The following is a 23,560-nucleotide window of genomic DNA, read 5'->3' as shown; positions in this document are numbered from 1 at the left end:
CGTCAGGACCGCAGCCCGCGATCACGGTCCGGAGTCGCTCCCGGACTGCTCGGACGGAGTGGGCTCACTCGTCGGCTGCGGGTCGACGGGCTCGTCGGTGGGATCTGGGACTGGCGGCTGAGTGGGCTCTGGCGTCTCCACAGGCGCGGGTGGCGTCGTGCTGCCTCCGGCCCCGTCCGGAACCGGCTGCGAGGTCAGAGTCGGCGTGGTCGGGTCTGCGGGCGCGGGTGCCTGCGTGGGGGCGTCGACACCCGAGTCGTCGACGGGCTGCTCGGGAACGCTCGTGTCCTCACCCTGTTGCGTGTCGACCGCCGCGCTGTGCGAGCTCTGCGCTGCAGTCGCCTGGCGAACGACCGACGAGATCCCCGTCGTGCGCGCGCGATCATCGGCCGCATCCGCCAGCTCGATGAGTGCGGCGTCGTACGCGGTCAGGATGTCTGCCGAAGCCAGCGTGACTTGAAGGCGGTGCTCTTGGCCGAGGGCGAGCGTGCTCGTCGCCATGCCGCCCACGGCGTTCTGCAGGGCGGTGTAGGAGGTCTGCAGCGCGTTCGACGCTGACGACGTCGAACTCAGCGCATCCTTGACCTGGCCGAGGGCATCTTCCAACGCAGCCTTCTCGGCCGTTCCGACCCGCTCAGACGGAAGGCTCGCGAGCGGCTGGGCCAGCATGTGCAGGTTGACGACGTCACTGGAGCTGGCACTCGCCACGGCAGCGCTCGTCGTCGCAGGGACGGCCACGGTCTCGACGGGCGCCGCGACGTCGCCCCCCTGGCCGTTCGTGACCGTCAGGGCAGCAACGACCGCCCCCACGGCAATGACGCTCATCGTCGCGGCGGCGAGCTCACCCGGGCGCTTCTTGACGAACGCCAGTATGGCGTTCGAGGTCTCCCCGTTCGACATACGGCTCCTCTACGACGTTCTGCTGTGGCGCGCATTCCGCGCACAGCTTCCCTAAGAGTAAGACGATCCCGCCGAAAGTCGAAGTCAGAACTGCCCGGGTCGCTCAGGAAACTCAGAGCCAGACGAACTGGATGAAGATCGACAGCGCGAGGATGGTCGTGGCGACCAGCGCGCACATGAGCTCGATGACCATGCCGAGCCCAAGCGCCTTGACCGCGGTCCAGCTCGAGTCCAGGGCCTCGTGGAACTCGCGTACCCGTGCATACTCAGAGGCCACGAGGCCGACCGCGAAGCCGATCGGAAGGCCGAACGCCGGGAGCACGAACAGGCCGACGATGCCGGCTGCGAGGCCGATGAGCACCGAGCGGTTCGGGACCTGCTTCTTCTTGAGCCCGCGCCCCGTGAGCACCCAGCCGATGATCATGCCGGTGATGAGCAGCGCCGCCCCGACCCCGAAGGCAACCCAGACGGGCCAGGTGCCAGCGAAGATCGCCCACACGAGGAAGCCGATGACGATGGTGATGCTGCCGGGCAGCACCGGCACGATGATGCCGATGATGCCGATGATCGCGAGGACCACGGCGACGATTGCAGCGATCACGGGGGCACTCATGGGTCAACCGTATCGGTTCCCGAACGCCCCTCCTGGGTGGCGGCGCATGAGAACGGGGGCCGTGCATCCACAGGAGAGTGGATGCACGGCCCCCGAAGGCCGTCCGCGTGATCAGCGGGACAGCGCGTAACCGGTCTCGCCGTGCACGACCACGTCGACGCCGGCCACTTCATCCTCGTGGCGCACCCGGAAGCCGATGGTCTTCTGGATGGCCCAGGCCACGAGGAAGCTCACACCGAAGGAGTAGAGGAGGACACCGAGCGATGCGATGAGCTGGACGATGAGCTGCTCGACTCCGCCGCCGGTGAAGAGGCCGGTGTCGAAGGCGAAGAGACCAGGCCAGATGGATCCGACGAGACCGCCGACGAGGTGCAGACCGACGACGTCGAGCGAGTCATCGAAACCGAGCTTGAACTTCAGCTCGATGGCGAACGCGCAGAGGCCGCCGGAGACGAGGCCGAGGAGGAGCGCCCAGCCCGGCGTCAGCACGGCGCACGCCGGCGTGATGGCGACGAGGCCCGCGATGGCACCGGATGCGGCGCCGATGGACGTCGCCTTGCCGTTGCGCAGCTTCTCGACCATGATCCAGCCGAGGATGCCCGCGGCGGGAGCGGCGATCGTGTTGATGAAGAGCAGTCCGGGGCCGGGGAATTCCGAGCCGCCGAGGTCGCCCCATGCGGCGCCGACGTTGAAGCCGAACCACCCGAACCACAGGATCGCCGTGCCCAGGAGCACGAGTGGCACGTTGTGGGGCTGCGTGATGCCCTTCGCGAAGCCGACGCGCTTGCCGAGGACCAGTGCGAGTGCGAGTGCTGCCGCTCCTGCGTTGATGTGCACGGCGGTTCCACCTGCGTAGTCGATGACCTCGATGCCCTCGAAGCCGAGCTGAGCGCCGAGCTGCATGATCCAGCCGCCGCCCCAGACCCACGCAGCGACGGGGAAGTAGACGAACGTGGCGAAGATGCCGGCGAAGAGCATCCAGGAACCGAACTTGGCGCGGTCCGCGATGGCCCCGGAGATCAGGGCGGTCGTGATGATGGCGAACGTGCCGCCGTAGGCCGCACCGGCCGTCGCGTTGCTGTCCTGGATGAGGTCGGTCAGTGCGAAGTCAGAGAGCGGATCCCCAGCGAACTGGAAGAAGGAGTCGCCCGACACGGACGACATGTTGTAGCCGTACAGAATCCACAGCACGGCGACGAGGCCGAGCGCCCCGAACGAGAGCATCATCATGCTCACGACGCTCTTCTCCTTGACCATGCCGCCGTAGAAGAGGGCGAGTCCTGGTGTCATGAAGAGCACAAGCGCTGCGCTGATCATCAGCCACGCGGTTCCACCGGTATCCATTGCATCCTCGCTTTCGCCACCCGTGCTGCGGCCTGGAGGACGCGTCGTCGTGACACGGTGTGGGGAGATGCAACGAGTCTGCTAGGGGCTCGTGTCGCTGGTGGGGCGGTGCCGTTTCGATCATGTTTCGGAGCGGCCCGGCGTGTTACGAGTCTGTGTCGGGAACGGAGCCGGGTCGGTTCGGCGGGATCTCAGACGGAGGCGGTCTGCTCCTGGGCAGTCGAGGCGATGAGGCGCGACACGCAGCGCAGGTACTTCTTCCGATAGCCGCCGTCGAGCATTCCGCCCCCGAAGATCTGGTCGAGAGCGAGACCGGAGGCGGCGATGGGGATCTGTGCGTCGTAGACGCGGTCGATGAAGGCGACGAACCTCAGCGCCTCGGCCTGATCGGTGAGCTCATGCACGTCACGGAGTGCAAGGAGGTCGACCTTCTCGACGAGGCGCACGTACTTCGAGGGGTGGACGGTCGCAAGGTGCTGGACGAGGTCATCGAAGCTGTCGTAGGCGACGCTCCTGCCGTCGGCGACCGCTTCATCCACGAGCACGTCCAGTCGTTCGGCCGGGGTGACGGCCGCGTGGCCGGACATGTCGCGCCGTCGGTAGTCGGTGCCGTCGATGCGCAGCGTGTCGAAGACGCCGGCGAGCTTCGTGATCTCGCGGAGGAAGTCGGACGCCGCGAAGCGTCCCTCGCCCAGCGCATTCGGCGGGGTGTTGCTCGTCGCGGCGACGCTCGTGCCGGAGTCCACGAGCTCCCCGAGGAGCCGGGACATGACCATCGTGTCGCCCGGGTCGTCGAGCTCGAACTCGTCGATGGCGATGAGGCTCGTGCCCTTGAGCGAGCGGACGGCTTCTGCGTAGCCGAGGGCTCCGACCAGCGCCGTGTACTCGATGAACGTGCCGAAGTACTTGCGCCCGGGGTGCGCGTGCCAGATGGAGGCGAGGAGGTGCGTCTTGCCGACACCGAACCCGCCGTCGAGGTAGATGCCCGGCTTGACCGGCGGCGCCTTCTTGAGGAACCCGAAGAGCCCCTTGCCTCCGGTGTTCGCGGCCGCCTTGACCCCGGCGAACCGCTCGCCCGCCTCGACGGCGGCTGCCTGCGAGGGGTACTCGGGATCCGGTCGATACGTCGAGAACTGAGCACCGTCGAACTGCCGGGGAGGCACGAGGTCCTTCACCATCTCAGCCGCTGTGACGGTCGGCGAGAGTTCGGTCAGGTGCAGCAAGCGGCCTTCGCCCACGGAGTCCTCGTACTTTCCAGTGACAGATGCCCGGTGCGGGCACAACAGATCTTACCGTCAGCCGCTCCCGCCGGTCGTCCCGTATCGAGGGCCGGTACCGTGGTCACATGCACGACGTCACGCTGCCTGAACCGCTCGAGCTGCTCCGTGAGGAGCTCCTCGAGGTCTCCCCCCGCGATCGCCTCGAGCTCCTCGCCGAGATCGGTGCCGAGCTCCCACCTGTCGACGCCCCCGAGGTCGAGGCGTTCGAGCGCGTCATCGAATGCCAGTCGCCGGTGTACCTCGACGTCTCGCTGAGCGGGGACGCACGCATCCGGCTGCGTATCTCCGTCCCGCCCGGCGCGCCGATGACGCGCGGCTTCGCGGCGGCTCTCGTGCAGGGCGTCGACGGTCAAGAGCCAGCCGCGCTCCTCGGACTCCCTGAGGACCTCCCGAGTGTCCTCGGCCTGGCCGACCTCGTCTCCCCGCTCCGCCGCAGCGGAATGGTCGCGCTGCAGGCGCGCGCGAAGAGGCAGCTGCTCGAGCGCATCGCCGTCGAGGAGCGCTCCTAGGGACCGACTCGCGTCCTAGAACGTCGCGAGCCACTCGTCGAGCGACTGCTCCCAGCGACCACTGTCGACATTCCAGAGGCGCGTGTGCAAGGCACGCTCGAATTCGCGGTAGGTGACGAGGTCGGGGCGGCGACGTGCCACCTCTCGACTCGCTTCGACCGGCACGACGGTGTCAGCGCTGGAGTGGAACAAGAGGATGGGCACGCGAAGCTCCCCGAGCCGGCTCGGGATCTCGAGCTCGGCAAGCGGGATCGGCGCATCGAGGCCGAGCAGAGGGCGCGCGAAGGGACTCCCGATGAGCCAGACCCCGAGAGCCGTAACCGCCCGAGGAAGCCGCATGGCCCGACCCTGGTATCGGAGGATCGAGCGCCAGCTCAACGCAGGCGACTCCAGGAAGATGCCGGCGACGAGCTCGCGGTGGCGGGCATTGAGCGACGCCTGCACGACGGTTCCACCACCCATGGACCACCCGACGAGGATGATCCGCTTCGCGCCGCGCTCAGCGGCCCAATCCATTGCGGACTCGACGTCGCGCCACTCCGTCGCGCCGAGACCGAACTTCCCGTCTGGCGATGGCGGCGCGAGCGCGTCGTTCCGGTAGCTCACCACCAGCGAGTTCCAGCCTCGACCGCGAAACAGCGGGACAGCCCGCAGGGGCTCCGTCATGACGGCGCCCCGACCGTGCACGTGGATCGCCCACGAATCGCTGGCCTGCGCCGCGGGGATCAGCCAGGCGGGCATCGCACCGAGCGGGGTCTGCACGTCGACCCAGCGCCACGGCAGATCGAGGTCCCGCACCCAGAGCTGCGGAGCCGACGCGAGACGAACGGACCGGACGCGCTCGAGCTGCGCGCCCTGCTCGCCCCAGAAGCGCCTGGTCACCGTGCGCTCCGACTCGTCGACGACGGCCCCGACGTTGGCCCGGCCCGTCTCCGCAGCGAAGACGAGACTGTAGTGGCCGGGCGCCGCCGTCTCGGGGGTGCGAGCGAGGGTGACCGTGCCCGCCTGCTTGTCCACGCGGAGCAGGCGCACCGGGTCCCGGCGGCGCCGGGGTGGCGTGACGACGGCGCGCGCAACCATGGTGGCCGCGGTGCCGGCGATAGCGGCGAGGCCGACGACGACTGCGCCGAGCGTCGCCGCCGCGAACTTCGCAGCAGTCGCGGTCGACTCAGCCGAGGCACGTTTTGCGGCACACATCATGACGATGATGGCGCACACCGCCCGTGAACACGCCGAACGGCTGGCGCGCCGCTTACGGCGCGCCTGATCTGCGTTGCTGGAGGCCAGGCCTAGTCTCGTCGCGTGGTTGTCCCGTTGCATCGATCTGCCCCGGAGTTCGAGGCCGCCGTAGAGGCGGTCCGTGCGGCCGAGTTCCGCTCTGCCCTCACGGTGAGCGAGATCCGTCCCCCAGCGAACCTGGCCCCCGAATCGCTCGCTCTCTCCGGAGACGTGCGACCAACTGCCCACGCCAGCGATTCAGAGCTCGGCACCGGCAGGTTCATCCTGCTCCACGACGAGAGCGAGCCGGAAGCCTGGCGCGGAGCGTTCCGCGTCGTCTGCTTCGCACAAGCTCCGCTGGAGCCCGAGATCGGCGTCGACCCCTTCCTCGCGCCTGTCGCGTGGTCCTGGCTCATGGATGCCCTCGAATCCAGGGGCGCCGCCTTCGAGCATCCCTCCGGAACCGCGACGACGATCAACGGTCGCGGTTTCGGTGAGCTCGAAGACCAGGGAGAGGGCGCTCAGATCGAGCTGCGCGCATCCTGGACACCCCGCGAGACCGACCTCGCGGCTCACGCCGAGGCGTGGGGCGAGCTGCTGTGCCTGCTCGCCGGCATGCCGCCCGAAGCCGAGGCAGACGACGGCGTCCAGGTCCTGCGGCACCTTCGAAAGGCCAAAGATGGGGCTTGACGCGGACCGCCTGAAGGCAGGCGGACTCGACGTGATCGAGACAGAGGACCAGCTGCGGGCGGGACTCGACAGGCTCGTCGCTGGAACAGGACCGGTCGCCGTGGACGCCGAGCGCGCGTCCGGGTATCGGTATTCAGAGCGTGCCTACCTCGTTCAGCTGTTCCGTCGCGGAAGCGGCACGCTGCTGATCGACCCGATCGCGACGGGGTCGCTTGCTCGCCTGCAGGAGATCATCGGCGAGGAGGAGTGGATCTTCCACGCGGCTACCCAGGACCTGCCCTGCCTGCGCGAACTCGAGCTGGACCCGACGCTCATCTTCGACACGGAGCTCGCCGCGCGACTGCTCGGCTACGAGCGAGTCGGGCTCGGCGCCGTCATCGAGCGCCTCCTCGGCATCTCACTCGAGAAGGCGCACTCCGCGGCAGATTGGTCGACGAGGCCGCTTCCGGAGACCTGGCTCGCCTACGCGGCGCTCGACGTGGAACTGCTGATCGATGTCCGTGACCAGCTGCACCAGGAGCTCGTGGATGCCGGGAAGCTGGAAGCGGCTCGCGAAGAGTTCGCCGATATCCTGGAGCGTGAGCTGGGAGTGAAGAAGCCAGACGCCTGGCGTCGGATCGGCGGCATCAGCCGGCTCCGCAGTCCGCGGGCTCTTGCAGTGGCGAGGGAGCTGTGGCTCTCGCGCGATGAGATGGCGAGAAGCTCCGACACCGCGCCTGGGCGCCTCTTCCCGGATCGCGCACTTGCCGCCGTTGCGACGGCGATGCCCCGGACGCGTGGCGAGCTGGCGCGACTGAAGGAATTCACGGGGCGGGCATCCCGAACGCAACTCGATCGCTGGTGGGGCGCCGTCGAGCGCGGGCTCACGACGGACGAGCTGCCACCGCAGGCGCCGCGCGACCCGGACCGCATGCCGCACCACCGCCAGTGGGAGCAGCGGGCCCCTGAGGCAGACCGCCGCCTCAAGCTCGCTCGTGAGTTCCTCGTGGCCCACGCCGAGCAGCTCCACATGCCGGTCGAGAACCTGCTGACACCCGAGCTGCTCAGGCGCGCGGCCTGGAACCCGCGCCAGCCGATCTCGGCAGACGCGGTTGCCGAGCACCTGCGCGAGCTGGGCGCTCGACCGTGGCAGACCAGCGAGGTCGCACAGGGAATCGCCGCCGCTTTTGTAGGAGCTGACCAATTGACTTCCGCTCCGGACGGAGAGGCTTCGTAGCTTCGCACGAGGCATTGGCCTCCCATCAGGCGGGCATCCATAGGATGACCGAGTCAATAGATGCTTGGAGGCAGTGTGGCCAATCGAGAAGTGTTGTTCATCGACGGCGTTCGGACCCCCTTCGGACGTGCCGGCGAGAAGGGCATGTACTGGAAGACCCGTGCGGATGACCTCGCCGTCAAGGCGATCAAGGGGCTCCTCGACCGGAACCCGCAGATCCCACACGACCGCTACGACGACGTCGCCATCGCGGCGACCACGCAGCAGGGTGACCAGGGCCTGACCCTCGGTCGCTCGACCGCCATCCTCGCCGGTCTCCCGAACACGGTTCCGGGTCTCGCCATCGACCGGATGTGCGCCGGCGCCATGACGGCGGTCACGACCATGGGCTCCGGCGTCGGCTTCGGCGCCTACGACGTCACGATCGCCGGCGGCGTCGAGCACATGGGCCGGCACCCGCTCGGCATCGGGGCCGACCCGAACCCGAGGTTCGTCGCCGAGCAGCTCGTGAGCGGTGACGCCCTCAACATGGGCAAGACCGCAGAGCGCCTGCACGACCGCTTCCCTCAGCTCACGCGCGAGCGCAGCGACCGCTACGCCATGCGCAGCCAGCAGAAGGCCGCCGCCGCGTACGACAACGGCCAGCTGCAGCCCGACCTCATCCCCGTGGCGATCGAGTCCGAGGCTGGCTGGGGACTCGCGACTCGAGACGAGACGCTGCGGCCCGAGACGAACATGGAGACGCTCTCCACTCTGAAGACGCCCTTCCGCCCGCACGGTCGAGTGACCGCTGGGAACGCCAGCGGCCTGAACGACGGCGCGACCGCCGCGATCATCGCATCGAGCGCCGCCGCCAAGGAGTTCTCTCTCAAGCCCAAGATGCGCATGGTCACGTTCGCGTTCGCCGGCGTCCAGCCCGAGGTCATGGGCCTCGGACCCGTGCCCTCGACGGAGAAGGCCCTCGCCCGGGCCGGCATGACCATCGACGACATCGGTCTCTTCGAGTTGAACGAGGCATTCGCCGTGCAGGTGCTGTCCTTCCTCGACCACTACGGCATCGACGACGACGACCCATCGGTGAACCCGTACGGCGGCGCCATCGCGATCGGCCACCCGCTCGCCTCATCCGGCGTCCGCCTGATGACCCAGCTCGCGAAGCAGTTCGAAGAGCATCCGGAGGTCCGCTTCGGCCTGACCGCCATGTGCGTCGGCCTCGGACAGGGCGGCACCGTCATCTGGGAGAACCCCAACTGGAACGGCAAGTCGCACGCACGCCGAGGCTTCGGCAAGAAGGGACGCTGATCACCATGGCAACTGATCTCCGAGCACGCTACGCTCCCCTGCTCGCCATGAGCACCGACGAGGTCGTGACGCACTCGCTTGTCCGCGACGTCACCCTGCCGAGCGGCCGAACGCTGGCGCTCATCACGCTCGACAACGGCCACGACTACACGCGGCCGAACACGCTCGGGCCCGAGACGCTCGCCGAGCTCGGGGAGGTGCTCTCGCGTCTCCGAGCGCGAGCGTCGTCGCACGACATCGACGCGGTCGCCATCACCGGCAAGCGCTTCAATTTCGCCGCGGGTGCCGACCTCTCCAACGTCGGCTCGATCCCCAGCCGTGAGGTTGCCCTGCAGCTCGCGCAGCTCGGCCACGAGGTGCTCGGCTCACTCGGCAGGCTCGGCGTGCCCAGCTTCACGTTCTACAACGGACTCGCGCTCGGCGGCGGGGTCGAGATCGGCCTGAACTCCGACTACCGCACGGTCGACGCCACGGTTCCGGCCTTCGCGCTCCCCGAGACCTTCCTCGGCCTGGTGCCGGGCTGGGGAGGCGCCAGCATCCTGCCGAACCTCATCGGCATCGAGAACGCGCTCAAGGTCATCATCGAGAATCCGCTGAAGCAGAACCGGATGCTCAAGGGGCCCCAGGTCGCCGAGCTCGGCATCGCGGACGCGATCTTCCCGAGCCTCAACTTCCTCGAGGACTCGCTCGGGTGGGCCGACAAGGTCATCACCGGGGATATCGAGGTCAAGCGCCCCCACGCGCCGGGACGTCTCGAGCGACTCGCGAAGTGGGACCTCGCACTCGGGGTCGCGCGGCGGACGCTGGAGGAGAAGCTCGGCACGGTCGCGCTTGCCCCATACCGGGCTCTCGACCTCCTCAAGCTCGCCAAGGGCGACGACCGGGAGAAGGGGTTCGCGGCCGAGGACGAAGCGCTCGCCGATCTCATCTCCGGCGACCAGTTCGTGGCATCCATCTACGCGTTCAACCTCGTGCAGAAGCGCGCCAAGCGTCCAGCGGGGGCGCCGGACAAGGCACTGGCGCGCCCGGTCAACAAGGTCGGCGTCATCGGCGCCGGGCTCATGGCGACGCAGTTCGCGACGCTGTTCGTGCGCCGCCTCAAAGTCCCCGTCGTCATCACCGACCTCGACCAGGCACGGGTCGACTCGGGCGTCGCCGCGGTGCGTCGCGAACTCGAGAAGCTTCACGAGAAGGGTCGGATCGACGGAGACGAATACGGGCGCCTGACCGGGCTCGTGCACGGAACCACGAACAGGAGCGAGTTCGCCGACTGCGACTGGGTCATCGAGGCTGTCTTCGAGGAACTCGGCGTGAAGCAGCAGGTCTTCGCCGACTTCGAGAAGATCGTGGGACCTGAGGCCGTCCTCGCCACGAACACCTCGTCGCTGTCGGTCGCGCAGATCGGCGCGCAGCTCGAGCACCCGGAGCGCCTGGTCGGCTTCCACTTCTTCAACCCTGTTGCACAGATGCCCCTCATCGAGGTGGTGAAGACGCAGAGCACCGACGACGCGACACTCGCGACGGCGATGGCAACAGCCAAGAACCTCAAGAAGACCGCCGTCATCACGAGGGACGCTCCAGGCTTCGTCGTGAACCGAGTCCTCGCGAAGGTGCTCGGCGAGGCGATGAACGCTGTCGACACCGGGACGTCCTTCGAGACGGTCGACCATGCGCTCGACCGCATCGGCTTGCCCATGACACCCTTCGAGCTTCTCGAGCTCGTTGGCCTGAAGGTGGGAGCACACGTCCTCGACACTCACCACGCCGCGTTCCCTGACCGCTTCTTCGAATCGGAGAACCTGCACAGGCTCGCCGACTACGGCAAGCTGTACGACCGCGACGGGAAGGGCAAGAAGAAGGGCTTCGACAAGAAGGCCGTGCAGATCGTCGCGGGCGGCAAGACCCCGATGACCGCAGAGTCGTTCGCGGAGCGGGTCGAGGTCGGCCTCGCCGACGAGATCAAGCGCATGCTCGACGAGCAGGTGGTCGCCGCTCCTGAGGACATCGATCTGTGCCTCATCCTGGGCGCAGGGTACCCCTTCCAGGCTGGCGGCATCACGCCATACCTCGACCGGATCGGCGCCTCTGAGAAGGCGTTCGGCGGCACCTTCCACACGCCGCCCATCCGCGGGGCTGCCACCCGCTGACCCGGGCCGCCAACATCGAAGGCGCCTCCCTGCCCGTCTCGGGTGGGGAGGCGCCTTCGTCGAGCGAGGCTAGTGCGCGGCGTGGTACTTCACCGGTTCCGGCAGGCCGGCCTCGGCACGGATGCGCCGGGAGAGCCGCTCGAGCGAGGTCAGGGCCGCGATCACGTCGTCGGCGGTCACGGCGAACGGCATGTTGTGGATGGTCTCCCCCGGCACCGTCGCGGCCTCGGCGATGAGCCGGAGCTCGTGCTTGTCGTCCGTCGAGAGCCCGATCTCCGTGAGGGTCGTCGGCAGCCCGAGCTTCGTGGTGAAGACGATGAAGTCGCGGATCTCCTCCTCGGGTGCGCCCTCGAGGATGAGCTGTGCGATGGAGCCGATGTTGACCTTCTCGCCGTGCTGGAGGCCGTGCGTCTGCGGGGCTGCCGTCAGGCCGTTGTGGATCGCGTGCGCGGCGGCGAGGCCGCCCGACTCGAAGCCGAGTCCCGAGAGCAGGGTGTTCGCTTCGATGGCACGGTCGAGTGCCGGCGTCACGACGCCGTCCTCTACCGCGTCGAGCGCGGTCGGAGCGTTCTCCCAGAGCACGTCCCAGCTGAGCTTCGCCAGCGCCGTGCCGGTCTGCGTCGGGAGTCCGCCTGCCATCGTCTTCGAGTTCGAGCGGCTGGTGGCACGCGCCTCGAGCCAGGTCGCGAGAGCGTCGCCGAAGCCCGCGACGAGGAATCGAGCGGGAGCGTCCGCGACGAGCTGCGAGTCGATGAGCACGAGGTCGGGGTTGCGAGGGAAGAAGCGGTACTCCTCGAACTCGCCCGACTCGGTGTAGACGACGGCGAGCGCGGAGGTCGGCGCGTCGGTGGACGCGACGGTCGGCACGCTCACCCAGCGGATTCCCGCCAGGAAGCCGGCTGCCTTCGCGGCGTCGATCGTGCTGCCGCCGCCAACGGCGACGATGACGTCGCTGCCGCTCTGCGTGATCACCTCGACGATGCGGTCGATCTCACCGGACGAGGCGACACCGTTGAAACGCTCGCGCGGCACCTCTGCGTCCCCACCGGTGAAGGAGGTCGTGAGGCGCTCGCCGAGCAGGTCCCAGACGAAGTCGTCGGTGAGAAGCAGGGGCGACTGGCCGATCTGCGCGACGAACTCGCCGAGGCGCGCCAGCGCGCCCTTGCCCTGCACGTATCGGCCGGGGCTGAGGACTGTGCGGATGGGGGTCTCATTCGTCATGGGGAACTCCTTCGTAATCGGAAATCGCCCCAACGCTAACGAGCGCAGATGGGCGCGGACCACGGTTGTTCTCAGAGACAGAGAACGGAGAGCGTGTAGGAGAACGCCGAAGGGCGGAGCCTCTCGGCTCCGCCCTTCGGTCCTCCCGTGCTGCTGCTGGCTACGCCGCGGCGAGCTGGCGGAGCACGTACTGCAGGATTCCGCCGTTGCGGTAGTAGTCGGCCTCACCGGGGGTGTCGATGCGGACGACAGCGTCGAACTCAATCGTCTGCTTGCCCTCTGGCGAGTCGGACGTGGGCTCGGCGATCACGTGCACCGTCTTAGGAGTGAAGCCCTCGTTGAGCTGCTCGATGCCCTGGATGGAGATCGACTCCGTGCCGTCGAGACCGAGCGTTGCCCAGGTCTCACCGGCGGGGAACTGCAGCGGGACGACGCCCATGCCGATGAGGTTCGAGCGGTGGATGCGCTCGAAGCTCTCCACGATCACGGCGCGGACGCCGAGGAGGCTCGTGCCCTTGGCGGCCCAGTCACGTGACGAGCCGGAGCCGTACTCCTTGCCGCCGAGGACGACCAGGGGTGTGCCGGCCTCCGCGTAGTTCTGGGCTGCGTCGTAGATGAACGCCTGCGGTCCGTCTGCCTGGGTGAAGTCGCGGGTGTATCCGCCCTCGACGCCGTCGAGGAGCTGGTTCTTGAGGCGGATGTTCGCGAAGGTGCCGCGGATCATGATCTCGTGGTTGCCGCGACGCGAGCCGTAGGAGTTGAAGTCCTTGCGGTCGACGCCGTGCTCGGACAGGTAGCGGCCAGCCGGGCTGTCGGCCTTGATCGAGCCAGCGGGGCTGATGTGGTCGGTCGTGACCGAGTCGCCCAGCTTCGCGAGGACGCGGGCGCCCTTGATGTCGGTGACCGGCGTGAGCTCCATGACCATGCCGTCGAAGTACGGGGGCTTACGCACGTACGTCGACTGGTCGTCCCACTCGAACGTGGCGCCGGTCGGCGTCGGCAGCGAGCGCCAGCGCTCGTCGCCGTCGAACACGGCACCGTACTCGCGCGTGAACATGTCGGTGTCGATCGACGTGTCGATCGTCGACTGCACCTCGTCAGCGGATGGCCAGATCTCGCTCAGGAAGACGTCCTTGCCATCCGAGTCCGTACCGAGCGGCTGGGTCTCGAAGTCGAAGTCCATGGTGCCTGCGAGCGCGTAGGCGATGACGAGCGGCGGGGATGCCAGGTAGTTCATCTTCACGTCGGGGTTGATGCGCCCCTCGAAGTTGCGGTTTCCGGAGAGGACCGCGGTGACGGCGAGATCGTTGTCGTTGATCGCTTCGGAGATCTCCTCGTTCAGCGGTCCCGAGTTGCCGATGCAGGTCGTGCAGCCGTAGCCGACGGTGTAGAAGCCGAGCGCCTCGAGCGAGTCGGTCAGACCGGCCTTCTCGTAGTAGTTCGTCACGACCTTGGAGCCGGGCGCGAGCGTGGTCTTGACCCACGGCTTCGCCTTGAGTCCGCGCTCGCTCGCCTTCTTCGCGAGGAGACCGGCTGCGAGCATGACCGAGGGGTTCGAGGTGTTCGTGCAGCTCGTGATGGCGGCGATGGCCACGGAGCCGTGGTCGATCGTGTAGCTCTGGCCGTCTGAACCCTGTACCTGCACGGGCTTGCGCTCGTGCGAGAACGTGGGGGCCGTCTGACGCTCGCGGACATCCGAGTCCTGCGAGGACGGCGTGAGCTTCGCGGGGTCGGACGCCGGGAAGCTGTCCTCACCGGCGACATCGACGAGACCGAAGTCCTCGGCGGTGTAGTCGGTCAGGTCGGCGCCGAACTGGCCCTTGGCCTTCGAGAGCTCGATGCGGTCCTGAGGGCGGCGCGGTCCGGCGATCGATGGTACGACCGTCGAGAGGTCGAGCTCGAGGTACTCGGAGTACGAGAGCTCCTTGCTCGGGTCGTGCCAGAGGTGCTGTTCCTTCGCGTACGCCTCGACGAGCTTGACCTGCTCCTCGCTGCGGCCCGTGAGGCGCAGGTAGTTGAGGGTCTCGTCGTCGATCGGGAACATCGCGGCCGTCGAGCCGAACTCGGGGCTCATGTTGCCGATGGTGGCGCGGTTTGCGAGCGGGACCGCCCCGACGCCCTCGCCGTAGAACTCGACGAACTTTCCGACGACGCCGTGCTTGCGCAGCAGGTCGGTGATCGTGAGGACGACGTCGGTCGCCGTGACGCCCATGGGGATCTGGCCCTTGAGCTTGAAGCCGACGACCTTGGGGATGAGCATCGACACGGGCTGGCCGAGCATGGCCGCCTCTGCCTCGATGCCGCCGACGCCCCAGCCGAGCACGCCGAGGCCGTTGACCATCGTCGTGTGCGAGTCGGTGCCGACAAGCGTGTCCGGGTAGGCCTGCAGGACGCCGCCGACCTCGCGGACGAAGGTCACGCGCGCCAGGTACTCGATGTTGACCTGGTGGACGATGCCGGTTCCCGGGGGGACGACCTTGAAGTCCTCGAAGGCCGTCTGACCCCAGCGGAGGAACTGGTAGCGCTCGCCGTTGCGCTGGTACTCGATCTCGACGTTGCGCTCGAGCGCGTCGGCCTGACCGAAGAGGTCGGCGATGACCGAGTGGTCGATGACGAGCTCGGCTGGAGCGAGCGGGTTGACCTTCTCGGGGTCGCCGCCGAGCTGGGTGACGGCCTCGCGCATGGTGGCGAGGTCGACGATGCAGGGAACGCCGGTGAAGTCCTGGAGGACGACTCGGGCGGGCGAGAACTGGATCTCGGTGTCGGGGTCTGCCGAAGGCACCCACGAACCGAGCTTCTGGATCTGCTCTGCGGTCACGTTGGCACCGTCTTCGGTGCGGAGGAGGTTCTCGAGGAGAACCTTGAGGCTGAAGGGGAGCTTCTCAAAGCCCTCAACCTTGTCGATGCGGAAGATCTCGTACTCGGTGCCGTCGACACTGAGCGTGTCCTTGGCCCCGAAGCTGTTGACTGCGGTCACGTCTCGGCTCCTTCTTTGCAACTCTGGGTGCGCGGCCCGCGCCCAGCAATCATCTCGCGTCTCGCCGTGGCTTGCCTCGAAGGTGATCCTGAGTTGATCGAGACGCTTTTATCTTGACATCAAGATACTTTACCTGCTTCACTCTGCGCTCGGGACCGTGACGCGCTCAGCAGCGCGCGCACGAAGAGCACGGTGACGACGAGGACCACCGCGTACATGGGTGTTCCCATGAGCAGCCTCGCCAACCCGAGCGCCTCGACGTTGCCAGCGAAGTACAGCGGCAGCTGCACGGCGAGGCGCAGCGCGAAGAACCCGACCCAGACGAGCGTGATGATGGACATCCACCGCAGCATCGAGCGGTCCTGACGCCAGCTGGATCCCTGACCGGTGATGAGCCCCGTGACGAGCCCGATGACGGGCCAGCGGACGAGAACCGAGACGAGCAGCGCTGCTCCGTACGCGGCGTTGGTGTAGAACCCGACGAGGTAGAAGTTCTCCCCCCGGCCGGTGGTCATGGCGAGGACACCGGAGATCAGCAATGCCACGAGGCCCGAGATCGCCGGCACGACCGGCTCCTTCTGCAGCGCACGGATGAGGATGAACAGCAGGCCGAGAGCCGCGGGCGCGATGACGGCGACCCAGAGCTCGGTTCCGAGCGTGAACAGGACCAGGAACACGATGCCGGGCAGCAGGGTCTCGATGAGTCCCCGGATACCGCCCATGGCCGCGAGCAGCGACGCGCCGCTGATTCCACCTTCGGTGAGCCGCCCGAGGGAGGATGACTTCGCGGCCTCCTCGAGCTTGCGCATGTTCGGCGCGTCAGATGCCGGCTGTGGAGCGTCCTGCCTCTCACCGTCGGGGATGGTCATGCCTTGTCTGCCGCCCCCGATGCGGCGTCCTCCGTGGCGGTCTTCGACGTTGGGTCGGCCATGGCCTTCGGCACGACGAGCGTCAGGAGCTCGCGCGGCGGCAGCGGAGCGTCTCCACGCACCACGACGACGCTCCGGAAGAGCTCGACCAGCTCGACTCGCGTCGCCTCATCGCGGAGCGCCTTCCCCGTGAGCACGCCGCGGAGGAACCAGCGAGGTCCATCGACCCCGAAGAAGCGCGCCGAGCGCGTCTGGGAGGACGCGGCTCCCTTGACGACGACTGGGATCTTGGTGTCCAGCACCGGCCCGAGGATGCCCTCGACCTCTTCTGCAGTGCCACCCTGCTTTCGCACCTGCTCGGCGAGCTGAGCCATGATCGAATGCCACAGGCCCGTCGATCGCGGGGCGGCGAACGCCTGGATCTGCATCGTCGATTCCTTGTAGTCGAGGGCGACCGCGACGAGCCGCTTGGTCTTCTCCTCGACCTCGAGACGAAGACCGAGCCCCTCGCGGGCGGGGATCCGCAGTGCACCGAGGTCCACGTATCGCTTCGCCGGGCTGGCCTCGCTGATGTCGAACGGGCCCCGAGTCTCCCGATCGATGGGGGCGGACTTCGCCTCCTCGTCGTGCTCGTCGTCGTCGTCGAGCCCGACCTCGAGCTCATCGTCGTCGAGCAGCTCATCGTCGTCGAGCAGCTCGTCGTCGACGGTGAGCTTGTCGGCCTTCTCAGGCTTCTCTTCTTCCTTCTTGAGGAAATCAAACAGTCCCATGGTGAGCCTCCTGGTCAGATGCGTAGCCGGTGGAGCCGAAACCGCCCTCGCCGCGCTGTGACGCGGAGAGCTGCTCGGTCTGGATGAAGTTCACCGGCGCGAGCTGCATCACGACGAGCTGGGCGATGCGGTCACCCGCAGCGACGGCGTATGTCTCTGCCGCGTCGGTGTTGAGCAGGATGACCTTGATCTCACCGCGATACCCGGAGTCGATGGTGCCGGGGGCGTTCACGAGCGTGATGCCGTGCTTGGCCGCGAGGCCCGACCGGGGCATCACGAAGCCGACGGTCCCCTCTGGGAGTGCGAGTCGAACGCCTGTGCCGACCACAGCTCGCTGGCCAGGGGCCAGGGTGACCGCCTCCGTGGCGGTCAGGTCGGCACCGGCGTCGCCTGGCTGGGCGAACGCAGGGAGGACGCCCGAGACGGGCACATCTATGACAAAGCTCACCGTACGAGCCTAGCTGAGGCGTGACCGGATCGTGATCTGACAGCGATGCCCGGCAAAGCGTGATCCAATATCGCCATGCCAGTTTTCCACGAGCGCCTGTGGCCCGCCGCCTGGGTCTACGCCGTCGGCTTCCTCATGGTGCCTGCCGTCATCCTCGTCTTCACGCCCATCAACGTCTGGATCGGCGCCGCGATCGCGGTCACCCTCTACGCGGCGTTCTTGACGCTGATCTTGGCGTACTCCCCCATCATCGAGGTCACGGCGACCCAGGTCCGCGTCGCCGGGGCGCACGTCCCACTGAGCTTCACAGGCCAGTGCATCCCCCATACGACCAGGGAGAAGGCCCGCCTGGCGGCCGGTCCTGAGCTCGACCTCCGCGCGTGGCTGTGCATCAGAGGATGGATTCCGACCTCGCTCACGATCGAGATCACGGATGAGGCAGATCCGGTTCCGTACTGGCTGGTGTCGACGCGCAGGCCCTCGGAGCTCGCCTCCGCGATCACCGAAGCCCGGGCGGGCGCGCGACGACAGGCCGGCTGAACAACCCGCCGCCTGCTTGGGGCAGACAAAAGAACGAAGCCGCATCCGGTCGGATGCGGCTTCGTTCGTGGGTCGTGCTGGCGATCAGTCCGTCAGGCGGTCGCGCAGTCGTGGCACACGGGTCCGAGTGCCGAGCTCTTCTCGAGCTGAGAGCGGTGCTTGACGAGGAAGCACTCGACGCAGGTGAACTCGTCGGCCTGCGGCGGGATCACCACGGTCTCGAGCTCGACGTCTGCGAGGTCTGCAGCCGAGAGGTCGAAGCTGCCGGGGTTGTCCGCGTCCTCGGCGTCAACGCTGCCGGAGAGACGATCCGGCACTCGCTCCTTCAGCGCCTCGATGGACTCTGCGTCATCGTCGGTCTTGCGAGGTGCGTCGTAGTCGGTCGCCATACCTATCCAAATCTCTTCAAACGAGGGGAACTCCCCCAGGCGCGGCAATTGTGCACGACTCAGGGGTGAAACTCAAACCCAGACGAGCGGTGTTCGCGCGGAGCGAGATCAAATGTCCTTCCGACTTGGGCGGCGCGCCCCGGGGCTCCCCGCTTGCACCGTCCCGACGTGTGATGCTGTGCCCCAGGAATCGGCAACGCCAAGGAGTACGAGCATGCAAGAGCTCAGATTCATCGACCTGGATGAAGGTGCCCTCGTCGTGTCCGGAGATGACGGCCAGCGCTTCCGAGTCGTGATCGACGAAGCGCTCCGCGATGCCCTGCGGCCGCGCATCTCGACGCGCGTCGATGCGCCCAAGGTGCCCCCGCGGGCGATCCAGCAGCTCATCCGCGCAGGGAAGACGATCGACGAGGTGATCGACCTCACCGGGGCCGCTCGCGAGGACGTGGTGCGCTTCGAGGGTCCCGTGCGCGCAGAGCGCGACTATCTGGTTCGGCAGGCCCGGGCCGTGACGGTGCGCCTGAAGACCGATGCAGACCCGCTCGGACAAGACGGGACGAGCTTCGGCGAGGTCATCGACGACCGCCTCGAGGCGTCGAGTGCCACCGCCGTCGTCTGGGATGCCTGGAAGGACGACGAGGAAGGCTGGCGCGTCGGCCTCTCATTCGCTGTCGACGAGATCTCGCGAGAGGCCCTGTGGGGCTTCGAGCCGAAGACGCAGGCCCTGACCCCGCTCAACCCCACGGCGACGATGCTCTCGCAGCAAGGAGAGGCGCCTGCGCTCGGCAGCCCCCGGTTGCGGGCCGTCGTCGAAGCTCCCCAGCGCGAGGCGGCACCGGCCGCCAGCGCTGAGCCCTCCGCGAAGGAGCCGGTCTCGTGGATCGGCGCGGCGGCATCCCGACTCGAGCGTGCGACTGAGCAGCAGCACCACGAGACGGCCGATCTGCTGGAGGCACTCCGTCGACGCCGGGGTGAGCGAGTCCCGCAGTCGTTCGACGACGAAGATGGCACGGATGAGGACGAGTCGAGCCCCGAGGGCGCCCTCGACGAGAGCGGATCGCCCTCTCCCGAGCGCAGTCCCGTGAAGCTCTTCGCTCCTCGCGCCCGCGACGAGGATCGTTTCGAGACGGAGACCATCGAGCCGAGCGACCTCGGCGCTGGCGGCGTGCGCGCCGTCGATGTGCCGCTCGACGGGCTCGACGAGCCTGCGCGTGACCCTGACGAGCCGACGCACTCGAAGCACTCGCCGAAGCGCTCAGGGCGTGCGGCGATGCCGAGCTGGGACGAGATCGTCTTCGGCACCCGCAGCGACGAGTAGTCGCCGACCATCGACCTGCCCTGCGGGTCAGTGCGCGTAGGCGCCGGCCCGGATGAGGGGGACGATGGTCTCCTCCGGCGTGATCGATCCGTGCTGTCCGACGACGAGTCTCGCCCCTGACTGCACGGACGAGGGGTAGTAGGTCACACCCTTGGTGGCCGCGACGATGACATCGCCGATGCGTGCTGCCGCCTCCGGGGCGACGACGGGCCCGTACCAGCCCTCGGAGATCGCCGCTGCACGCGTGAGGACAGTGGCGCGAGAGCTCTGCGACTCGTGCCACCGCCTGCGAAGCTCCTCCGTCGCCGAAGCATGCGCGTCCGGCGCCAGGTACAGGTGACGGAGCCTGGGCTCACCCGCCATCGCGATGACCCCGTCGAAGAGCGGGTCGTCATCGTCGATGTCTATCTGCCGATGTCGCGGGATGTCGATCATGCCGTGGTCTGCCGTCACGAGGATGCCGATTCCCGCATCCACCCCGCGAGTCAGTGAGTCGAAGGCCGCATCGAGTTCCTCGAGCCGCGCCAGCCAGACGTCGGATTCCCATCCGTGCGCATGGCCAGCCTGATCGAGCTCGGCGTTGTAGAGGTAGATGAGCGCGCGCGGGTGCGCGTCGAGGGCGGCGAGGGTCACCTCGACCCGCTCCTGCATCGACTCGCCCTCGAGGTACATGGCGCCCCGGAGCGAAGCGTGCGTCAGCCCGGAGTCCCGGTACTGGGGCATGCCGACCACGATGCTCTGCACTCCGGATGACGCGTCGCGCAGCTGCTCGAAGACCGTCCGCTGCAGCTGCCAGGTGGCTGGGTCCATGCCATCACCCCAGCCGGACAGCTGGTTGCGGATGACTCCGGCGTCTCGGTCGTAGAGCGAGTATCCGAGCAGCCCATGCTCGCCTGCGCGGGTGGCCGTCGTGAGGGAGGTGATCCCCGCGACGGTCGTCGAGGGGAACGAGAAGGCGGTGTCCTTCTTGCGCCAGCCGGCGCTCAGCCGCCGCGCGTGCCCGGCTCGGGAACGGAGCATCGCAGCACCGAGCCCGTCGACGAGCATGACGACCGCAGACCGAGCCGTTGGGAGACCCAGCGGCCCGCGTTCACCTCGCAGCGAGGCAAGCGAATTCGGCAACACGTCGGAGAGCGTCGGGCGACCGCTCGCCGCGCTGAATAGCATGGACGACATCCGTCCCAGTCTCCCACAGGGGCACCGCGGCAACCTCCCTTCCGACAGGTGACATGAGCACAACACGCAACAACGACTCCTCGGCAATGAGCGAGCAGCGCATCGAGGACATCGACGTCTCGACCGAGATGCAGTCCTCCTTCCTCGAGTACGCCTACTCGGTCATCTATGCCAGGGCGCTTCCCGACGCGCGGGATGGGCTCAAGCCCGTGCAGCGTCGCATCCTCTACCAGATGGCGGAGATGGGGCTCCGTCCGGATCGTGGGCACGTGAAGTCGGCGCGTGTCGTCGGTGAGGTCATGGGGCGTCTGCACCCTCACGGTGACACCGCCATCTACGACGCGCTCGTCCGCATGGCTCAGGGGTTCGTGCAACGCGTGCCCACGATCGACGGCCACGGCAACTTCGGGTCGCTCGACGACGGCCCCGCGGCTCCCCGCTACACGGAGGCGAGACTCGACGCCGCCGCCCTGGCGCTCACGGCTGAGCTCGACGAGGACGTCGTCGACTTCGTTCCCAACTACGACAACTCGACGACGCAGCCAGAGGTGCTTCCTGCCGCATGGCCGCACCTGCTCGTGAACGGCGCGAGCGGCATCGCCGTCGGCATGGCGACGAACATGGCGCCGCACAACCTCGGCGAGGTGATCGCGGGAGCGCTGCACCTGCTCGAGAACCCGGGAGCGACGCTCGAGGAGATGATGCAGTTCATCCCCGGGCCCGACCTGCCCTCTGGGGCTCGCATCACGGGCCTCGACGGCATCCGGGACGCGTACGCGAGCGGCAGGGGCTCGTTCCGGACGCGCGCGACGGCGAGCGTCGAGCGCGTCACGGCGCGCAAGTCCGGCATCGTCGTCACCGAGCTCCCCTACATGGTCGGTCCCGAGAAGGTCATCGAGAAGATCAAGGACGGGGTGCAGGCCAAGAAGCTGGCCGGCATCAGCGACGTCGCCGACCTCACGGACCGCAAGCACGGACTGCGGCTCGTCATCGAGATCAAGACCGGCTTCGACCCCGAGGCCGTGCTCGAGCAGCTGTACCGGCACACGCCGCTCGAGGATATGTTCCACATCAACAACGTGGCGCTCGTCAACGGCGGGCCTCAGACGCTCGGCCTCATCGAGCTGCTTCGCGTCTACCTCGACCACCGCATCCAGGTGGTGCGCAGGCGGAGCGCCTTCCGGCTCGCGCGCAAGCTCGAACGCCTCCATCTCGTCGAGGGCCTGCTCATCGCGATCCTCGACATCGACGAGGTCATCCAGATCATTCGCTCGAGCGACGACGCCTCGGCCGCCGGCGAGCGCCTGCGGATCGTCTTCGACCTCTCGGAGCTCCAGTCGGAGTACATCCTCGAGCTCCGACTCCGACGCCTCACGAAGTTCTCGCGCATCGAGCTTGAGGCTGAGCGCGACCAGCTGCGGCAGGAGATCGCCGAGCTCGAGCGGCTCCTCGGCGACGAGATCCTGCTCCGCGCACGTGTCGGCGCGGAGCTCCGCGAGACCAGCGACAGATTCGCGACGCCTCGCCGAACGCTGCTCACCGAGGGAGTCGGTACTCCCCCGAAGCGCGGGAAGGCCATCGAGACGACGCAGCTGCAGCTCGCCGACTCGCCGACGCAGGTGCTGCTCTCCACGACGGGCCGCCTGCTCCGCATCGACACGACCGAGGCGGATGCACGCCTGCAGCAGCCGCCGAGGCGGAGCAAGCACGACGCCGTCCGCTCGCACGTGACCACGACCGTGCAGGGCGAGCTCGGCGCTGTCACCAACCTCGGACGGCTCCTGCGTGTCCCAGTGGTGGCGCTCCCGTCGAGCCCGCAGGGGTCAGTGCTGCTCTCGGCTGGGGTGAAGGCACACGACTTCGTGGGCCTGACGAGCCCGAAGGAGCAGGTCGTCGCCCTGGTGCCGATCGACCAGGAGACGCCCATCGCCCTCGGGACGAAGCTCGGCGTCGTCAAGCGGGTCACGGGCATCGACTTCGGGAAGAACCGCGAACTCGAGATCATGACGCTCAAGGCGGGCGACGAAGTCGTCGGTGCAGCGCTCGCCGCCGACGACGACGAGCTCGTGTTCGTCTCCGACGACGCGCAGCTGCTGCGATTCTCCGGCAAGCTCGTGCGTCCACAGGGCCGCTCGGCGGCGGGAATGGCCGGCATGAAGCTGTCGGACGTGGCAGCCGTGCTCTCGTTCGCCGTCGTCGCGGCGGCCAACATCGACATTGCCGAGGTCGCGAGCGTCGCACGCAACGAGGACGCGCTGGAAGGCACGGACTCGGGAACCGCGAAGGTCTCGAGCCTGAGCGAGTTCCCGGCGAAGGGCCGCGCGACGGGTGGGGTCAGAGCTCAGCGCCTTCTCCGCGGCGAGCGCCGCCTCAGCGCGGCCTGGGTCGGGCCAGGCGCCCCCTTCGGAAACGCGCGGGACGGCGCCGTGCGCGCGCTGCCGGCGGGTGGCGCGAAGCGCGACGCGTCCGGAACCCCACTCGAGCAGGTCGTGGACCTCATCGGCCGCGGCATCGGCGATCCGACGCCGGTCCCGAGCGCCGACGATGAAGAGGGAACGGCGCACTCAGACGCCGGGGCCGGTGCTTCCGTCGCCGACTGACCCGTCGGCTCCGCAAGACAGCGAGAAGGCAGG

The 23,560-nt window shown here is 68.0% G+C and carries 20 protein-coding genes; 8 read left to right on the top strand and 12 right to left on the bottom strand.

All coding sequences use genetic code 11. From position 1 onward, the window contains the following. Nucleotides 1-21 precede the first annotated feature (21 nt). From ACQFZP_RS04190 to zapE, 4 genes are all read right to left on the bottom strand, one after another. Nucleotides 22-900 (bottom strand): hypothetical protein, encoded by an 879-nt coding sequence (locus tag ACQFZP_RS04190; RefSeq protein ID WP_179556666.1) that lies wholly within the window; start codon nt 898-900, stop codon nt 22-24. A gap of 112 nt (nt 901-1,012) precedes the next feature. After that, the gene (locus ACQFZP_RS04185; protein ID WP_211890422.1) at nt 1,013-1,513 is read right to left on the bottom strand and encodes a DUF456 domain-containing protein; all 501 of its coding nucleotides are present in this window, start codon (nt 1,511-1,513) and stop codon (nt 1,013-1,015) included. A 111-nt stretch (nt 1,514-1,624) separates the two neighbouring features. Further along, nucleotides 1,625-2,857 (bottom strand): ammonium transporter, encoded by a 1,233-nt coding sequence (locus ACQFZP_RS04180; RefSeq protein ID WP_211890421.1) that lies wholly within the window; start codon nt 2,855-2,857, stop codon nt 1,625-1,627. A gap of 191 nt (nt 2,858-3,048) precedes the next feature. Beyond that, nucleotides 3,049-4,095, bottom strand: coding sequence for a cell division protein ZapE (zapE, locus tag ACQFZP_RS04175; protein ID WP_374100740.1), 1,047 nt, complete (start codon nt 4,093-4,095; stop codon nt 3,049-3,051). Nucleotides 4,096-4,202: 107 nt separating this feature from the next. Between zapE and ACQFZP_RS04170 the strand changes: the two genes are divergently transcribed. Beyond that, complete coding sequence (locus tag ACQFZP_RS04170; RefSeq protein WP_211890420.1) at nt 4,203-4,646, top strand: SufE family protein; 444 nt, start codon at nt 4,203-4,205, stop codon at nt 4,644-4,646. Nucleotides 4,647-4,661: 15 nt separating this feature from the next. Here ACQFZP_RS04170 and ACQFZP_RS04165 read toward each other — a convergent pair whose 3' ends face one another. After that, entirely contained in the window at nt 4,662-5,846 is a 1,185-nt protein-coding gene (locus ACQFZP_RS04165) for an alpha/beta hydrolase (protein ID WP_146080788.1), read from the bottom strand. Between the two features lie 102 nt (nt 5,847-5,948). On the opposite strand from ACQFZP_RS04165, the gene ACQFZP_RS04160 reads away from it, so the two are divergent. The 4 genes from ACQFZP_RS04160 (at nt 5,949) to ACQFZP_RS04145 (ending at nt 11,219) form a co-directional block, all read left to right on the top strand. Further along, nucleotides 5,949-6,554, top strand: a complete 606-nt coding sequence (locus ACQFZP_RS04160) for a DUF3000 domain-containing protein (protein WP_104312013.1) — start codon at nt 5,949-5,951, stop codon at nt 6,552-6,554. Further along, nucleotides 6,544-7,770 carry a ribonuclease D gene (locus ACQFZP_RS04155; protein ID WP_104312014.1) on the top strand — a complete coding sequence of 409 codons (1,227 nt, stop codon included), beginning with the start codon at nt 6,544-6,546 and terminating at the stop codon, nt 7,768-7,770. Before ACQFZP_RS04160 ends, ACQFZP_RS04155 begins: the two co-directional genes overlap by 11 nt. Before the next feature lie 75 nt (nt 7,771-7,845). Further along, nucleotides 7,846-9,072, top strand: coding sequence for a thiolase family protein (locus ACQFZP_RS04150; RefSeq protein ID WP_258068137.1), 1,227 nt, complete (start codon nt 7,846-7,848; stop codon nt 9,070-9,072). A gap of 5 nt (nt 9,073-9,077) precedes the next feature. Then, nucleotides 9,078-11,219 (top strand): 3-hydroxyacyl-CoA dehydrogenase NAD-binding domain-containing protein, encoded by a 2,142-nt coding sequence (locus ACQFZP_RS04145; protein WP_211890419.1) that lies wholly within the window; start codon nt 9,078-9,080, stop codon nt 11,217-11,219. A gap of 69 nt (nt 11,220-11,288) precedes the next feature. Here the strand turns inward: ACQFZP_RS04145 and ACQFZP_RS04140 are convergent, their stop codons facing one another. The 5 genes from ACQFZP_RS04140 to dut form a co-directional block, all read right to left on the bottom strand. Beyond that, nucleotides 11,289-12,440 (bottom strand): glycerol dehydrogenase, encoded by a 1,152-nt coding sequence (locus tag ACQFZP_RS04140; RefSeq protein ID WP_179556659.1) that lies wholly within the window; start codon nt 12,438-12,440, stop codon nt 11,289-11,291. A 160-nt stretch (nt 12,441-12,600) separates the two neighbouring features. After that, nucleotides 12,601-15,417, bottom strand: coding sequence for an aconitate hydratase AcnA (gene acnA / locus ACQFZP_RS04135; RefSeq protein WP_211890418.1), 2,817 nt, complete (start codon nt 15,415-15,417; stop codon nt 12,601-12,603). A gap of 119 nt (nt 15,418-15,536) precedes the next feature. Further along, nucleotides 15,537-16,286 (bottom strand): DUF3159 domain-containing protein, encoded by a 750-nt coding sequence (locus ACQFZP_RS04130; protein ID WP_249312029.1) that lies wholly within the window; start codon nt 16,284-16,286, stop codon nt 15,537-15,539. Continuing rightward, nucleotides 16,283-17,056, bottom strand: a complete 774-nt coding sequence (locus tag ACQFZP_RS04125) for a DUF3710 domain-containing protein (protein ID WP_211890417.1) — start codon at nt 17,054-17,056, stop codon at nt 16,283-16,285. The genes ACQFZP_RS04130 and ACQFZP_RS04125 overlap by 4 nt, the downstream gene beginning before the upstream one ends. Beyond that, nucleotides 17,043-17,504: a dUTP diphosphatase gene (dut, locus tag ACQFZP_RS04120; RefSeq protein WP_211890416.1), complete on the bottom strand. Its 462-nt coding sequence runs from the start codon at nt 17,502-17,504 to the stop codon at nt 17,043-17,045. Before dut ends, ACQFZP_RS04125 begins: the two co-directional genes overlap by 14 nt. Before the next feature lie 75 nt (nt 17,505-17,579). Between dut and ACQFZP_RS04115 the strand changes: the two genes are divergently transcribed. Next, on the top strand, nt 17,580-18,044 hold the full coding sequence (locus tag ACQFZP_RS04115; RefSeq protein WP_179556654.1) for a DUF3093 domain-containing protein: 465 nt from the start codon (nt 17,580-17,582) through the stop codon (nt 18,042-18,044). A 92-nt stretch (nt 18,045-18,136) separates the two neighbouring features. Here ACQFZP_RS04115 and ACQFZP_RS04110 read toward each other — a convergent pair whose 3' ends face one another. After that, entirely contained in the window at nt 18,137-18,433 is a 297-nt protein-coding gene (locus ACQFZP_RS04110; protein WP_104312021.1) for a DUF4193 domain-containing protein, read from the bottom strand. 214 nt (nt 18,434-18,647) lie between these two features. Here ACQFZP_RS04110 and sepH point away from each other — a divergent pair, with 214 nt between their 5' ends. Continuing rightward, nucleotides 18,648-19,751 (top strand): septation protein SepH, encoded by a 1,104-nt coding sequence (sepH, locus tag ACQFZP_RS04105; protein ID WP_179556653.1) that lies wholly within the window; start codon nt 18,648-18,650, stop codon nt 19,749-19,751. Nucleotides 19,752-19,778: 27 nt separating this feature from the next. Here the strand turns inward: sepH and ACQFZP_RS04100 are convergent, their stop codons facing one another. Further along, the gene (locus tag ACQFZP_RS04100; protein ID WP_211890415.1) at nt 19,779-20,927 is read right to left on the bottom strand and encodes an alkaline phosphatase family protein; all 1,149 of its coding nucleotides are present in this window, start codon (nt 20,925-20,927) and stop codon (nt 19,779-19,781) included. Between the two features lie 53 nt (nt 20,928-20,980). Between ACQFZP_RS04100 and ACQFZP_RS04095 the strand changes: the two genes are divergently transcribed. Further along, entirely contained in the window at nt 20,981-23,527 is a 2,547-nt protein-coding gene (locus tag ACQFZP_RS04095; protein WP_249312027.1) for a DNA gyrase/topoisomerase IV subunit A, read from the top strand. The last annotated feature ends 33 nt before the right edge of the window (nt 23,528-23,560 follow it).

Origin of the sequence: Pseudoclavibacter sp. Marseille-Q434 (genome assembly GCF_050315415.1) — a bacterium.
Lineage (GTDB): Bacteria > Actinomycetota > Actinomycetes > Actinomycetales > Microbacteriaceae > Pseudoclavibacter.
The sequence above is the reverse complement of the archived record's forward strand: the minus strand, read 5'-3'. Positions and strand labels throughout refer to the sequence as shown.

Bases quoted from the DNA above. Each gene is read 5' to 3' on its own strand.
- ACQFZP_RS04190 (WP_179556666.1), bottom strand. From the start codon at position 900: ATGTCGAACGGGGAGACCTCGAACGCCATACTGGCGTTCGTCAAGAAG.
- ACQFZP_RS04185 (WP_211890422.1), bottom strand. From the start codon at position 1,513: ATGAGTGCCCCCGTGATCGCTGCAATCGTCGCCGTGGTCCTCGCGATC.
- ACQFZP_RS04180 (WP_211890421.1), bottom strand. From the start codon at position 2,857: ATGGATACCGGTGGAACCGCGTGGCTGATGATCAGCGCAGCGCTTGTG.
- ACQFZP_RS04170 (WP_211890420.1), top strand. From the start codon at position 4,203: ATGCACGACGTCACGCTGCCTGAACCGCTCGAGCTGCTCCGTGAGGAG.
- ACQFZP_RS04165 (WP_146080788.1), bottom strand. From the start codon at position 5,846: ATGATGTGTGCCGCAAAACGTGCCTCGGCTGAGTCGACCGCGACTGCT.
- ACQFZP_RS04155 (WP_104312014.1), top strand. From the start codon at position 6,544: ATGGGGCTTGACGCGGACCGCCTGAAGGCAGGCGGACTCGACGTGATC.
- ACQFZP_RS04145 (WP_211890419.1), top strand. From the start codon at position 9,078: ATGGCAACTGATCTCCGAGCACGCTACGCTCCCCTGCTCGCCATGAGC.
- ACQFZP_RS04140 (WP_179556659.1), bottom strand. From the start codon at position 12,440: ATGACGAATGAGACCCCCATCCGCACAGTCCTCAGCCCCGGCCGATAC.
- ACQFZP_RS04130 (WP_249312029.1), bottom strand. From the start codon at position 16,286: ATGACCATCCCCGACGGTGAGAGGCAGGACGCTCCACAGCCGGCATCT.
- ACQFZP_RS04125 (WP_211890417.1), bottom strand. From the start codon at position 17,056: ATGGGACTGTTTGATTTCCTCAAGAAGGAAGAAGAGAAGCCTGAGAAG.
- ACQFZP_RS04115 (WP_179556654.1), top strand. From the start codon at position 17,580: ATGCCAGTTTTCCACGAGCGCCTGTGGCCCGCCGCCTGGGTCTACGCC.
- ACQFZP_RS04110 (WP_104312021.1), bottom strand. From the start codon at position 18,433: ATGGCGACCGACTACGACGCACCTCGCAAGACCGACGATGACGCAGAG.
- sepH (WP_179556653.1), top strand. From the start codon at position 18,648: ATGCAAGAGCTCAGATTCATCGACCTGGATGAAGGTGCCCTCGTCGTG.
- ACQFZP_RS04100 (WP_211890415.1), bottom strand. From the start codon at position 20,927: ATGTCGTCCATGCTATTCAGCGCGGCGAGCGGTCGCCCGACGCTCTCC.
- ACQFZP_RS04095 (WP_249312027.1), top strand. From the start codon at position 20,981: ATGAGCACAACACGCAACAACGACTCCTCGGCAATGAGCGAGCAGCGC.